Origin of the sequence: Neisseria weixii (assembly GCF_042658245.1) — a bacterium.
Classification (GTDB): domain Bacteria; phylum Pseudomonadota; class Gammaproteobacteria; order Burkholderiales; family Neisseriaceae; genus Neisseria; species Neisseria weixii.
The window spans coordinates 149,120-163,496 of record NZ_JBHSPY010000001.1 but is presented as its reverse complement, the minus strand read 5'-3'; the positions used below and the strand labels follow the sequence as shown (position 1 = coordinate 163,496).

10 protein-coding genes are annotated in these 14,377 nt (G+C 50.3%); 2 read left to right on the top strand and 8 right to left on the bottom strand.

Features of this window, described 5'->3' with window-relative positions; genetic code table 11:
* Positions 1-18 precede the first annotated feature (18 nt).
* Positions 19-2,604, bottom strand: a complete 2,586-nt coding sequence (gene acnB / locus ACFPVS_RS00805) for a bifunctional aconitate hydratase 2/2-methylisocitrate dehydratase (RefSeq protein WP_123803962.1) — start codon at positions 2,602-2,604, stop codon at positions 19-21.
* Between the two features lie 395 nt (positions 2,605-2,999).
* Positions 3,000-4,298: an ATP-dependent Clp protease ATP-binding subunit ClpX gene (gene clpX, locus ACFPVS_RS00800; protein ID WP_096294873.1), complete on the bottom strand. Its 1,299-nt coding sequence runs from the start codon at positions 4,296-4,298 to the stop codon at positions 3,000-3,002.
* A 269-nt stretch (positions 4,299-4,567) separates the two neighbouring features.
* Here clpX and ACFPVS_RS00795 point away from each other — a divergent pair, with 269 nt between their 5' ends.
* The gene (locus ACFPVS_RS00795) at positions 4,568-5,509 is read left to right on the top strand and encodes a serine hydrolase (RefSeq protein WP_096296085.1); all 942 of its coding nucleotides are present in this window, start codon (positions 4,568-4,570) and stop codon (positions 5,507-5,509) included.
* 147 nt (positions 5,510-5,656) lie between these two features.
* Complete coding sequence (locus ACFPVS_RS00790) at positions 5,657-6,427, top strand: M48 family metallopeptidase (protein ID WP_096294874.1); 771 nt, start codon at positions 5,657-5,659, stop codon at positions 6,425-6,427.
* Between the two features lie 173 nt (positions 6,428-6,600).
* Here ACFPVS_RS00790 and ACFPVS_RS00785 read toward each other — a convergent pair whose 3' ends face one another.
* The 6 genes from ACFPVS_RS00785 to ACFPVS_RS00760 all read right to left on the bottom strand — a co-directional run bounded on the left by ACFPVS_RS00785 (position 6,601) and on the right by ACFPVS_RS00760 (position 14,295).
* Positions 6,601-7,308: an SIMPL domain-containing protein gene (locus ACFPVS_RS00785; RefSeq protein ID WP_096294875.1), complete on the bottom strand. Its 708-nt coding sequence runs from the start codon at positions 7,306-7,308 to the stop codon at positions 6,601-6,603.
* A gap of 143 nt (positions 7,309-7,451) precedes the next feature.
* Complete coding sequence (trkA, locus tag ACFPVS_RS00780; protein ID WP_096296086.1) at positions 7,452-8,855, bottom strand: Trk system potassium transporter TrkA; 1,404 nt, start codon at positions 8,853-8,855, stop codon at positions 7,452-7,454.
* A 130-nt stretch (positions 8,856-8,985) separates the two neighbouring features.
* On the bottom strand, positions 8,986-10,467 hold the full coding sequence (locus ACFPVS_RS00775; RefSeq protein ID WP_096294876.1) for a DASS family sodium-coupled anion symporter: 1,482 nt from the start codon (positions 10,465-10,467) through the stop codon (positions 8,986-8,988).
* Between the two features lie 309 nt (positions 10,468-10,776).
* Positions 10,777-12,033 (bottom strand): complex I 51 kDa subunit family protein, encoded by a 1,257-nt coding sequence (locus ACFPVS_RS00770; protein WP_096294877.1) that lies wholly within the window; start codon positions 12,031-12,033, stop codon positions 10,777-10,779.
* Positions 12,030-13,658, bottom strand: a complete 1,629-nt coding sequence (locus ACFPVS_RS00765; RefSeq protein WP_378595147.1) for an FAD-binding protein — start codon at positions 13,656-13,658, stop codon at positions 12,030-12,032. The genes ACFPVS_RS00770 and ACFPVS_RS00765 overlap by 4 nt, the downstream gene beginning before the upstream one ends.
* Before the next feature lies 1 nt (position 13,659).
* A complete protein-coding gene (locus ACFPVS_RS00760) occupies positions 13,660-14,295 on the bottom strand; it encodes a 2Fe-2S iron-sulfur cluster-binding protein (RefSeq protein ID WP_096294878.1) in 636 nt (211 codons plus the stop codon).
* Between the last annotated feature and the right edge of the window lie 82 nt (positions 14,296-14,377).

Here is a 14,377-nt window from a genome sequence, read left to right as displayed (position 1 = left end):
TGGTTTAGCCTACGCTAATTATACATTCACTTTTTCGGCAACTTCGTTGTAGGTGGCGATTTCGTTGAAGTTCATATAGCGGTAGATTTGATCACCGTTTTCATCGATGATACCGATGTTGGCTTGGTATTCTTCGATGGTTGGGATTTTACCCAGTTTAGAGCAAATCGCGGCTAATTCTGCCGAACCTAAGAACACGTTGGTATTTTTACCTAAGCGGTTCGGGAAGTTACGGGTTGAAGTCGACATTACAGTCGCGCCTTCGCGCACCTGTGCTTGGTTACCCATACACAATGAGCAGCCCGGCATTTCCATGCGTGCGCCGGCACGGCCCAATACACCATAGTGACCTTCGTCGGACAGTTGTTTTGCATCCATTTTGGTCGGTGGCGCAATCCACAGGCGAACCGAAGTATCGGTTTTGCCTTCGAGCAATTTAGAAGCCGCACGGAAGTGGCCGATGTTGGTCATACAAGAACCGATGAACACTTCGTCAATCACAGTGCCTGATTTTTCAGACATGAAGCATACGTCGTCCGGATCGTTCGGGCAGGCGATGATTGGCTCTTTGATGTCGTCCATGTTAATTTCGAGAACCGCCGCATATTCGGCATCGGCATCGCCTTCCAACAATTGCGGATCAGCCAACCAAGCTTCCATGGCTTTAATGCGGCGTTCCAAAGTGCGGGCATCTTTATAACCATCTGCGATCATGTTTTTCATCAACACGATGTTAGAAGTCATGTATTCGATGATCGGCTCTTTGTTCAGCTTCACGGTACAACCGGCTGCGGAACGCTCTGCAGAAGCGTCAGACAATTCAAATGCCTGTTCAACTTTCAAATCGGGCAAACCTTCGATTTCCAAGATGCGGCCGGAGAAGATGTTTTTCTTGCCGGCTTTGGCAACCGTAAGCAAACCGTTTTTAATGGCATACAATGGAATCGAGTTCACCAAATCGCGCAAGGTCACGCCCGGTTGCAATTTGCCGCTAAAGCGTACCAATACAGACTCAGGCATATCCAAAGGCATAACGCCGGTTGCCGCGGCAAAGGCTACCAAGCCAGAACCGGCAGGGAATGAAATGCCGATTGGGAAACGGGTGTGTGAGTCGCCACCGGTGCCGACTGTATCCGGCAACAGCAAACGGTTTAACCATGAGTGAATCACACCGTCACCCGGGCGTAGCGATACGCCGCCACGAGTAGAGATAAATTCAGGCAATTCTTTGTGGGTACGTACGTCAACCGGTTTCGGATAAGCTGCGGTGTGACAGAACGACTGCATAACCATATCGGCAGAGAAACCCAAGCAAGCCAAGTCTTTCAACTCGTCGCGGGTCATCGGGCCGGTGGTGTCTTGTGAACCGACAGTCGTCATGCGTGGTTCGCAGTAAGTACCCGGGCGAACACCTTGACCTTCAGGTAAGCCACATGCGCGACCAACCATTTTTTGCGCCAATGAGAAACCAGCTTTGGTTTCAGCAGGTGCTTGCGGCAAGCGGAATTTATCAGAAGCAGGCAGACCCAAAGCTTCGCGCGCTTTGGCAGTCAAACCACGGCCAATAATCAGGTTAATACGACCACCGGCTTGCACTTCATCCAACAATACTTGAGATTTCAACACAAATTCTGCAACAGTTTCGCCGTTTTTCACGATTTTGCCTTCGTATGGCAAGATGTCGACAACGTCACCCATTTGCAGAGCTGATACGTCTACTTCGATTGGTAATGCGCCAGAGTCTTCTTGGGTATTGAAGAAAATCGGGGCAATTTTACCGCCTAAACATACGCCACCGAAGCGTTTGTTCGGTACGAAAGGAATATCTTCACCAGTGTGCCAGATTACAGAATTGGTCGCTGATTTACGCGAAGAACCGGTACCCACTACATCGCCAACGTAAGCGACAGGGTGGCCTTTGGCTTTCAATTCTTCCAATAATTTGATTGGACCCACTTCGCCCGGTTTATCAGGGTTGATACCGTCGCGCGGGTTTTTCAGCATAGCCAAGGCATGCAGAGGAATGTCGGGACGGCTCCATGCATCAGGTGCGGGAGACAAGTCGTCAGTGTTGGTTTCGCCGTCAACTTTGAATACGGTTACCGTAATTTTTTCAGGAACAGCTTCGCGAGAAGTAAACCATTCGGCATCAGCCCATGATTGCAACACTTCTTTAGCATGAACATTGCCTTTTCCGGCTTTTTCTTGTACATCGTGGAATGAATCGAACATCAACAATGTGTGTTTCAAACCTTTGGCAGCGATAGGTGCCAATTGGTCATTGTCGAGTAATTCGATTAACGGATGGATGTTGTAACCGCCGAGCATGGTGCCGAGCAATTCGGTGGCGTATTCTGCAGAAATCAATGGGCTGGAAGCGCTTCCTTCGGCAACGGCAGCCAAGAAAGAGGCTTTCACTTTGGCGGCATCATCTACGCCCGGCGGAACACGGTTAACCAACAGGTCAACTAAGAATTCACCTTCGCCTTCAGGCGGGTTTTTCAACAGCTCGATCAAGTCGGCAGTTTGCTGTGCATCGAGAGGGAGGGGAGGAATACCAAGGGTGGCGCGCTCAGCAGCGGCTTTGCGATAGGCTTCTAACATCTCTTTGTTCCTTTATGGTGTTTTTCTTCTGAGGGATTGCGAAAGTTTGCGTTAAAGATTGTGAACAATCCTTCTTTATCATCATAGACTAATTTTAAAGAAATGAAAATACTCTTGTTGTAAGATGTAATAAAGATTTTTTCTCATATTAAGAATTAGGCCGTCTGAAAATATCTGAGCGTAAAGCGATACTTTAAACAACAGATTTTTCAGACGGCCTGTTTACGCAATGATTTGATATTGCAAATTATTTGAGACCTTTGCAAAATCCCTATCTTTGGCACATTTCTTCATTATACGCTGCTCGAAAGCTTGCCTATCTTGATGATATCTCTTCGTCCTCTGTGCTGCGACAACTTTGAACTGCACTCAAATCTAGGGTTTTGCAAAGCTCTTTATTTGGTATTTTTGCGCGTTTTTTTCGCGGCTGCGTTAAGCTCTTTGTATTCGCTGCCGTCAGCCAGCAGCAATATTGGGTCTTCGCCTTTGTCAATGACATTTTGATTGATAACGACTTTTTTCACGTCTTTCAAGTCCGGCAATTGATACATGGTGTCGAGCAGGCAGCGTTCGACAATCGAGCGTAAGCCACGCGCACCGGTTTTGCGCTCCATCGCTTGCTTGGCAATACTGCGCAAGGCATTTTCTTCGATTTCCAATTCGACATTTTCCATGCCGAATAAGATTTGATATTGCTTAACCAAGGCGTTTTTCGGCTTTGTTAGGATGTTAATCAGGGCATCTTCGTCCAGTTCGGCCAAGGTGGCGATCACCGGCAAACGGCCGATTAATTCAGGAATCAGGCCGAATTTGATTAAGTCTTCCGGTTCGACGGTTTCGAACAATTCGGAAATATTGATGTTTTCGTCTTTGCTGTGTACCGCTGCACCAAAGCCGATGCCGCCTTTTTCCGTACGTTGGCGGATGACTTTTTCTAGTCCGGCAAACGCGCCGCCACAAATAAACAGGATGTTGGTGGTATCGACGTTGATGAATTCCTGATTCGGATGTTTGCGGCCGCCTTGTGGCGGAACGCTGGCAACCGTGCCTTCAATCAGTTTCAGCAAAGCTTGTTGCACACCTTCTCCCGATACGTCTCGAGTAATGGACGGGTTGTCGCTCTTGCGGGAAATTTTGTCGATTTCATCAATGTACACAATCCCGCGTTGTGCTTTTTCGACATCGAAATCGCATTTGCTCAATAGCTTGGTAATGATTTGCTCCACGTCTTCACCGACATAGCCGGCTTCGGTTAGGGTGGTGGCATCGGCCATTACAAAAGGCACGTCTAATTTGCGCGCCAAGGATTGCGCCAACAAGGTTTTACCGGAACCGGTCGGGCCGATCAGCAAAATATTGGATTTGGATAATTCAACATTGCCGTTGGCTTTGGGGTGGCGTAAGCGTTTGTAATGGTTGTAAACAGCAACCGCCAAGGCTTTTTTGGCGTGCTCTTGGCTGATAACGTGGTCGTTAAGGTTGGCCACGATTTCGGCAGGAGTCGGCAGCGCACTGTTTTCGGTAGTTTTGATGTCGCTTGATTCGGCTGGTGCGCCGCTATCGGAGTCTTGCAGCATAACACCGCAGGTTTCAACACATTCGTTACAAATAAAAGCGTGCTCGCCTTCAATCAAATTTTTGACTTCGTGTTCTGACTTGCCGCAGAACGAGCATGAGCGTTTTTCTTCAGACATAATTTATTCTTTAAGATATTAATATGAAAGCCGCGAAGAAATCTTTCCGGCATGATTTCTTAGTAAAGCGGTTAAGTATAATAAGTATCGCTGGGTTTATCAAATTTGCCGGTGAGTTGTTGCGAAAATTTCCACATCGCATTAAATTTAAGGAAAGCTTGCAAACAAACGCAAAAATTCAATGAGTTGCTTTACATTTTTTTTAAAATTGCCGAAAATGTTGGAATATATTGATTGAAATGTTGAACAAATCTGTGAAAGATACCGCTATGTCAGTAAAAAAATGGTGTAACAAATTAAGTGCGGCCTGCTTGGGCGTGGCACTCGCGGCAAGTGTATTTCCGGCTGCCGCCGATGATATGGACGTATTGGGCCAGTTTTTAGAACAGAATTTCCCAACCCAGCAAGACCCGTTGGGCGCATTTGCCGAAACGCAAGCCGGTAAGGTGGAAGCCCAAGCCATGATGGCAGGGCCTTTGCTTTTGTCGCAATCTGCGCTGATTCTGAATAACCGCACGGGCGAAGTGTTGTATCAGAAAAACGCCAATCGTGTGATGCCGATTGCGTCGATTTCCAAATTGATGAGTGCGATGGTGATTTTGGATGCCAAGTTGGATATGAACCAAATGGTTGAAATTACACCGGCTGAAATTGACCGTTTGAAAGGCACCGGCAGCCGTTTGGGTATAGGTACTACCTTAACCCGCAGCGAATTGCTGCATTTGAGCCTGATGAGCAGCGAAAACCGTGCGACACATGCTCTGGGGCGCACTTATCCGGGCGGTATGAGCGCGTTTGTCGCAGCGATGAATGCCAAGGCACAAAGCTTGGGTATGTACAACAGTCGTTTCTATGAGCCGACCGGTTTGGATTTCCGTAATGTCTCTACGGCACATGATTTGAGCCGTTTGGTTGCGGCAGCGAGTAAATATCCGTCGATTCGTTCAAATTCAACGTCTAATTATGGCTCGGTTTATACCGTTCGCGGTCGTCAAAGCTATAAAAATTCCAATGCCTTGGTTCGAGAAGGCTCATGGAATATCGAATTACAGAAAACCGGTTACACCCGTGAGGCAGGCCGTTCAATGGTGGTAAAAGCCAATGTGCAAAATCAGCCGGTCACCATCGTATTGCTGAATTCACCAAGCTCGCTGACACGAGTAAACGACGCGCGCAGTATCCAATCCTGGATGTTGCAAACCCGTTCGTAATGATTTGGTTAAAAAAGGCCGTCTGAAGATCATCGGAAAGATACAAGGTTTCAGACGGCCTTTTTACGTATATTTTACGTATAAAAGCATTTGAAACCACCTTTACACGTTATATTGTGTCCATTAACTGGTAACTGGGAGCCATTTATGACGATTCAAAACAAACATTATGCATGGTTAACCGCTGCTTTGTTGGCGGTGACGGGTTGTACTTCAGTGGCGGACATGGTCGGTTATGATTCTGCTGCTTTAAACCAAAGCGCCGCGAAAAACTATACGCAGGTCATGCAAAAGGCGCAAAGCCAAGGCGTTTTGGATATCACATCGCAAACCGCACATCGCGTTCATGCCGTATTCAACCGCATGAAGCCTTATGCCAATCAGGCTAACGGCACCGGCGTGCCGTTTAGTTGGCAGATGAATGTGATTCGCAGCAATGAAATAAACGCATGGGCGATGCCGGGCGGTAAAATGGCGATGTACACCGGCATGGTGGAGCGACTGAAGCTCACTGATGATGAAATTGCTGCTGTAGTTGGTCATGAAATGACCCATGCTTTGTTAGAGCACAGCAAAAAGGCCATCGGCGGCCAAGTCTTGACCGGTATCGGCGGCTCGATTTTGGCCAGCGCAACCGGAGTAGACGGTAATTTGATCGGTTTGGGTGCGGACTTGGCGGCGACCAAACCGTTTTCGCGTTATCAGGAAAATGAAGCCGATGCCGGCGGTGTGCGCCTGATGGCACAGGCCGGTTATAATCCGCAAGCGGCCATCAGTGTTTGGCAGAAAATGAATCAAGCACAAAGCGGTACACCGATTTCGGTTTTATCCACACACCCGGCTAACGATGCGCGCATTAACGCCATCCGTAAAATGCTGCCGGAGGTGATGCCGATTTACGAGCGCAACAAACGTTGATTTAAAGCTGAAATAGAAATGATGAGGCCCTCTGAAACGAATGGCCCGTTTCAGACGGCCTTTTTTGATGAATACGGTTCGGAGTTACAACAGCACAGAAAGCGAAGACATATCATCTAGATAGGCAAGTTGAGACTTTTGCAAAAGCCTCGGTTGATATGCTGTCTGAAACCTTACATCTGAACCGAGCCATCAACCGTAATGCTGATTTCTTCCGTACCAGGCGAGGCAGTTTCCACTGTATCCATCATCATGGCGGCTTCCGGTGCGGCGGCGCGATACATTTTACTTTCGGCCATTTGACCTGATTGCACACTGTTGCTGCCGATGTGGCCTAAGTTGATTTTGACGATTTTGTAATCGCGGTGGCCTAAGGTTTCAGCCAAAGTTTGCGCGCGTTGCTTGAAGCGGATGATGGCTGATTTACTCACTTCGTCAATCACTGATTCGCGTTTTTCTTTGGATACGCTGAAATAGGTGTATTCGACATGGGCATCATTTTGGGTATCGGCAATCAGACGGTTGAGCGCGGCGAAGTCTTTGCTTTCCACTTTGAAATCAGCGCGTTCTTCCCAGCCGGTTTGCGTGCGCTTGCCGTTTGTGTATTGATAACGCGGTGAAACGTTGCGGCTGAGTAGCTCGGTTTTGAAAGCGCTGTTTTTGGCTTGTCGGTTGAAACTATTGAATTTTCTGATAAATGCCGCATTCACTGCCTGACGATCTTTGCCTTCGGCACGCACTTGGAAACGGGCGGTCATGGTGTCGCGCGGCACTTCCATCACAGCGCTTTCGGAAAATTCGACAATATTGTAATTTAATTGTTCGGCGGCGGCGGGCAGGGCCGCGGCAAATAATAAAGCGGTTAAAGTCGGGCGGAGCATGGCTTTTCCTTTCGGGTGATTTATAGGGCAATAATCTAGCATATTGTTATACAAAATGGTATCAGGCCGTCTGAAAATACGTTTCACTTGTCGCGATTTTGTGTTCGAGGGTCTTGGTTATGTTTATAAAACCGGCGGTTTATTTAGCCAAAGAACCCCATTTTTACTTGAATCAGTTTTTCCAGTTCGCGCAACACGCGTCGGCGGGAAACGAAGAAAATCACATGGTCGCCTTCTTGCAGGATTTCATCGGTATGGTGCCCCATAATCACTTCTTCACCGCGCACAAGCGCAGCAAAATGGCAACCGGTCGGCCAGTTAACATCGCTGATTTTGCGGCCGACAATGGCGGAAGTGTTTTCATCTCCATGCACAATCACTTCAATTGCCTCGGCCGTACCGCGGCGCAACGGATGCACGGCCACCACGTCGCCGCGGCGGATGTGTGCCAGAATCGAGCCGATGGTAGTCAGGTGGGGAGAAACCACGATATCAATTTTGTTGCCTTCCAGCAAATCAACGTAGCTGGAGCGGTTGACAATGGCAATAACGCGCTTGGCACCGAGGTTTTTTGCCAGCAGGCTCGACATGATGTTGTTTTCGTCATCATTGGTCAGCGCGCAATAAATATCGATTTCGTCGATGTATTCTTCGTTGAGCAGCGATTCATCATTCGCCGATCCGTGTAGCACCAAGGTATTGTCGAGATTTTCTGCCAGCCATTCGGCGCGGGTGGCGTTGTATTCGATGATTTTGATGTCGTATTTGTTTTCCAGTTTTTTAGCCAAGCGGTAGCCGATGTTGCCGCCTCCGGCAATCATGATGCGCCGGCTGCGTTGTTCTTTCGGGCGCAATTCGCGGATGATGGCATCGATATTGTCGATGTTGGCGACAAAAAACACCTCGTCACCTTCGATAATTACGGTTTTCGATGACGGCACAATCAGGCGGTTGTTGCGGTAGATGGCGCAGATTTGGCAGTCGATGCCTTCAGGCAGATGAGCGTTGATGTCGGCAATTTCCTTGCCAACGAGTAAGCCTCCTTGCCTCGCCTGAACAATGACCATCTGCACTTTATTGTCGGCGAAATTCAAGACCTGCAACGTGCTGCTATAGCTGAGCAGGCCGACCAATTGCTCAGTCACCAATTGCTCGGGGCTGATGGTTTCGGTGATGTCGAAAATATTTAAGCTGTTGCTGTCTTCGCCTTCTTTGTTGGGAAAACTGTATTCCAAATATTCACTCGAACGCACGCGTGCGATGCGGTTGGGTACGTTGAAAATATCAGCAGCGATTTTGCAGGCAACGATATTGGTTTCGTCACTACGGGTCAGCGCAAGCAGCAAATCGGCATCGGCGGCGGCGGCTCGTTCCAACACGAAAGGAGATGCGCCGTTGCCGATGATGGTTTGCACATCGAGCTTGCTGAGCTGTTGCAGGGCTTTTTCATCGACATCGACGATGGTAACGTCATTGCTGGATAAGGAAGCAAGGTTTTGGGCAACGGTCGAGCCGACTTGGCCGCTGCCGAGAATCAGGATTTTCACGGTAATTGAATTGAGAATAAACAGAATGCGTTTATTGTATAACAAAGGCCGTCTGAAAACGAAGTTTCTGCGGAGCAAAAACGAATTTTCAGACGGCCTTTATTCATGTTAGGTCAATTTACGGTGTTGATTACCAGTAACCCAGCACCTTCCACCACATAATGCCGATGGTGCCGAAAATCAGCAGTTCCAACACGCTCATGATAAAGCCCGCTTTCCACCATTCCTGCATGGTGACGAAATTAGAACCGTAAATCACCGGAGAAGAACCGGAAGCGTAGTGGGTGAGCGACATCATAATACCGGTCGATGCAGCCATCACTAAGGCAAACAGCATAGGGGGAGCGCCCAATGCCAAACCTGCACCGTAGAATGCGCCGAACATGGCCGTAACGTGGGCAGTGCCGCTGGCAAACATATAGTGCGAATACACATAAGCCGCCACCAATAAGGCACAACCACCGGCCCAATCCAAACCCATGCCGGAAATACCGGCTTGCAGGTAATCAGACAGCCAGCCGATTAAGCCCAATTTGTTTAAGAAGTTGGCCATCATCACCAAAGCGGCAAACCAAACGATGGTATCCCATGCGCCTTTTTCTTTCAAGGCGTCTTCCCAAGTCAATACGCCGGTGAGCAGACACAATGAAAAGCCCAAGAAAGTGGTGGCAGTGGCGTCGATTTTCACGCCGAACAACATTTCCGGTACACCTGCCCACAACACCAGCAGCAACAAGAAAATCGCCAGCATGATTTTTTCGTTGCGCTGCATCGGACCCATTTTGCGCAATTCTTCTTTGGCCAGCGCAGTGGCATTCGGTGTTTGCTTGATTTCAGGCGGATACAGGAAATACAGCACCACAGGCATAATCAGCAAGGCGACCAAACCCGGCACCACCATCGCCATAAACCAAGTACCCCAAGTCAGGTGGATATCGGAATTGGTGGCTTTGGCAACCAGCTCAACCACCAAAGGGTTGGGTGCGGTGGCGGTGATGAAGATACAACAGGTGATGATGTTGGCGTGGTAGTTGACCAAGGCCAGATATTTACCGATTTTGCCTTCAGTGCCGTTTTCCGGATTGGAATCAAAGCTTAAAGCAATGGATTTCATAATCGGGTGTACAATCGCGCCGCCGCGTGCGGTGTTGCTCGGAGTGACCGGTGCGATAAACAAATCGGCAATCGCCAAGCTGTAGCCCACGCCCAAAGTGCGTTTGCCGAACCATGAAATCAACAAATAACCGATGCGCGCGCCCAATCCGGTTTTCAGCAGGCCGCGTGAAATCATGATGGCGACACCAATCATCCATATCAGCGAGTTGTTCAAGCTGCTCAAAGCATCTTTCATGGCTTGGCCGGCCGGATTTTTTACCGGCTTGCCGTCAACCAATTCAGGCACGGTCACGCCGGTGAGCGCAACCAAAGTAATGGCCAACATGGCCATCGCGCCAATCGGCATGGCTTTGCCGATGATGCCCGCAATAATGCCGACAAACAGCGCCAACAAGTGCCACGCTTGCGGTGACACACCTTCCGGCACCGGGATGCCGAACCAAATCAGCAGCGTCAGCGCCAGCGCGACCGCCGCAGGTATAGGTTTAAAACCCATGTTTCATCTCCAATCATGAAGTATTGTCAAAACTGTTTTCAGACGGCCTTTTTCAATCAGGCCGTCTGAAAGATTAAAATAATGTGCAGTTTGATGTTTTTCTTATGTTTTTCAGACGGCTTTGAAAAAAGCCAAAGCAGTCTGTCGGGGTGTGTTTTTGATGTTGGGTAGCGATTCAGGCGGTATCATAGCGTAAAACCTTGAGGCCGTCTGAAATCTTGGCCAACACTAAAACGATGGATGGCATACATCAATTTTCAGACGGCCTTTTTGACAACATGCGCTGTCAAGGCCGTCTGAAAAATAGGTTTAGTCCTGCTCAGCCGATGCCAAACCGTATTCTTCCGGGAAGGTGCGCAATGAGCTTTGCAACACGGTAACCGCCCCGTCAATCAAGCCGCAGCGGCCACTTTTTGGCAAAATTTGGCACAGGCTTTGTAAGGCGCGCAAGTCGTCGGCGGTGCCGATGCCGGTGTCCACACGGTTGAGCAGGCGCGACAGTTGGAACGTACCGCCCTTGCAAGGCGGGCATTGGCCGCAAGAGTTGGCCGCAAAAAATTCCACGTATTCCGATACCTTACGTACCACGCTGGTACCTTCCGAAATCACAATCATTGCACCGGTGCCCAAGCTGGATTTGCGTTCGCGCACGGACACAAAATCCAGCGGTACATCTAAATCTTTGGCTGTCAGCAGGGTATTCGACGGGCCGCCGGTAAACACGGCTTTGAAGGTTCGGCCTTCGAGCATACCGCCGCCATATTCGAAAATCAGCGTGTAAAGCGTGGTGCCCATCGGCAATTCGTATAAGCCCGGGTTTAACACGTCACCTGATAACGAATACAGTTTGGTGCCGACCGCATCGCCCAAGCCTAAGCTGCGGTACCATTCTGCGCCTTTGGCCAAAATTTGCGGAATATTGGCAAACGTTTCGGTATTGTTAATCAGTGTCGGTTCGCCGTTGACACCGCTTTCCGCAGGGAATGGCGGCTTGCGGCGCGGGAAAGGGAAACCGCCTTCCAGCCACGAAATCACCGCGGTTTCTTCGCCGCCGATGTAGCGGCCGGATGTTTCCACCAGTTGCAGATCCAAAGGCTTACCGAGATAGTTTTCAATGCGGATAAACAAATCGCTTTGTTTCCATTGTTCAATCGACGGAATCAGCGAAGCAATCGATTCAGTTTGGTGCGGGTTTACATACAGAACGGCTTTGTTGGCGCGACAGGCTACGGCCGCAATCAATACGCCTTCAATCACTTGATGCGGGGTTTGCGCCAGTAACACACGGTCTTTAAAAGTGCCCGGTTCGTCTTCATTGGCGTTGCACACGACGTATTTGTCGCCGTTTTTGCTTTGTGCGGCGACCGCCGCTTCCCATTTGCGCCAAGTCGGGAAACCGGCGCCGCCCATGCCGCACAAGTTGGCTTCTTGCAGCTTCGACACAATATTTTGCGGGTCGGCCAATGCCGCCAGCAAGCCTTCTCCGCCGCCGACATTGCGCCAAGCAGCCAAATCTGCGCCTACCCGGCGGGCGGGGTGTAATAAGTTTTGGTTGGCCTGATTCATGATTGCACCTCCTTCAAGCCTGCGTGTTCGCGTAAATCGAATCTACCGTAATCCGGATACAATACCGGCGCTTTGACATCGCTGCTCAAACCGGCGCGGGTCATTTCACGTTGTAAATCATGCACATGATCCACACCGCCGCGTACTTTTTTCAAAGGTAAGCCGCAGTTGGCCGCCGCCACTCCGGCGCGTCGGCCGAAGCTGATGATGTCGAGCAGGGCATTGCCCATCAGGCGGTTGCGGCCGTGAATGCCGCCGGTGACTTCGCCTGCCGCGTATAAACCCGGTACGGTGGTCGAGCCGTCGCCGTTGATTTCCATGCCGCCGTTTTGATAGTGCAGCGTCGGGTGAATCATCATCGGTTCTACTTTCGGATCCACACCGCATTTGTGGGCAACGTGGCCTAAAGTAACCAAGCGGTTCAACACTTCGGGATCGTTTTCAATTAAACGCGGAGTATCTAAGAACACGCCTACTTGGCCGTCGCGCACCACGCCGCGGCCTTCTGCCACTTCGCGCAAAATCGCGGCGGCGACCACGTCGCGTGGTTGTAATTCATCGACAAAACGCTCACCCAAACCGTTCACCAATTTGGTGCCTGCCGAACGGACAGCTTCGGAAATCAAAGCGCCGGCCAAGTGCGGCGGGTGTGCCACGCCGGTGGGGTGGTATTGGAAGGAATCGACATCACGCAATTTCACGCCGATGCGGTAGGCCATCACCAAACCGTCGGCGGTTGCGCCGTAGTGGTTGGATGTGGCAAAACCCTGCAAGTGCAGACGGCCTGAACCGCCGGTTGCCAACACCACAGATTTGGCGTGTACCAGCAGCAGGCTGCGTTTTTCCAAATCGTACAAAATCGCACCGACGCAACGGCCGTGTTCATCGGACAACAATTCGATGGCCGGATGGCGGTTGAATTGGGTGATGTTTTCATCGAGCTCCACCGCTTCACGCAACACGCGCATCATTTCCAAACCGGTAAAGTCGCGGTAGTGCAGAATGCGCGGCACGGTGGTGCCGCCGGCGCGTTTGCGGCTTAGATGGCCGTTACTGTCGGCACCTTGCGCCAAATCGAAAGTCATGCCCAAGCCAATCAGCCAACGGATGGCCGATGGTGCGTCAGTAACCATTTGTGCCACCAGAGCCTTTTTCGCCGCGTTGTGGCCGCCTTTGATGGTGTCGTCAAAGTGTTGTTGCAAACTGTCTTCGGTGCCGACTGCCGCTTGAATGCCGCCTTCGGCCATCACGGTATTGCTGTCGCCGATGCGCAGTTTGTTTGCCATCATCACACGGGCGCCGGTTTCGCTGGCCGACAAGGCCGCTGCCGCACCTGCACCGCCGCCGCCAATTACCAATACATCGGTATTAACGTGTTCGGCACGCGATAAATCGTAATCGTCAATCAAAGGCCGGCTGATTAACAGTTTGGCCAAATCAGGATGGCAATAGTCGCCGGCATTCGGACCAATCGGCAGCTTCACGCGCGCGCTCGGTTGGTAGTCGGGGTGGAAGCGGCTTAATAATTCGTCTTTCGGTGGCAAATCAGTGCGCATTTCCAATGATGACCCGTGCAAATTGGCCAAAGCGGTTTCGTAATCAATACCTGTTACTTGCTTTTCCATTTCAGACGGCCTCCTCTTCAAATTCCACGCGCATTTTGCCGCTGTCGATTTCGCGCAGACGGCGCATCAAATCCACCGGACGCAGCGTACGTGCGGCTTTCATGCGGCGGGCAAACAAGCCTAGATGGTTGGGGCGGATGTGTTCGGGGCAGGCGAGAGTGCATAAGTTGCACATCACGCATTGGTCGAAAGTATCCGCCGCCGCGCCGAAATCGCCCAATACCACCTGTGCTACGCCGTTTTCAACCTGCAAGCCTTTCGGGCAGGCGCGGTTGCAGCCGCCGCAGTGTCGGCAGTTTTGCGCTTCGGGGAAAGATTTGGCGGTGTCGTCGAGCCAGTTCCAGCCATCGCCGATTTCTTTGATGTCGTAATACTGAATATGCTCGGGGATAAAGTAATCAATAAAGCTTACCTGCATACCGGCTTCAACTTTGGTTTCGCAAGCAAGAGCGGTGGTGACATCACGTTCGCCTTCTTTGCGCACCATGCAGCGGCACGAGCCGCAGACACCTTGACCCATGCAGCCGACGTTTGCGGTAAGCGCGCTGCCGGCACGGGCATAGGCCTGAATAATGGACGAGTCGGGAGAAGCGTGTACTTCGTGGCCGTCGATGGTGAGGGTAATCAAATCACTCATGGGTTGTGTCCTGTTGAAAAGAAAGAGTAATAGTGGCGTGTTGTTTTATGTATTTTTATTACATAAGTTTTGATTTTTAAAA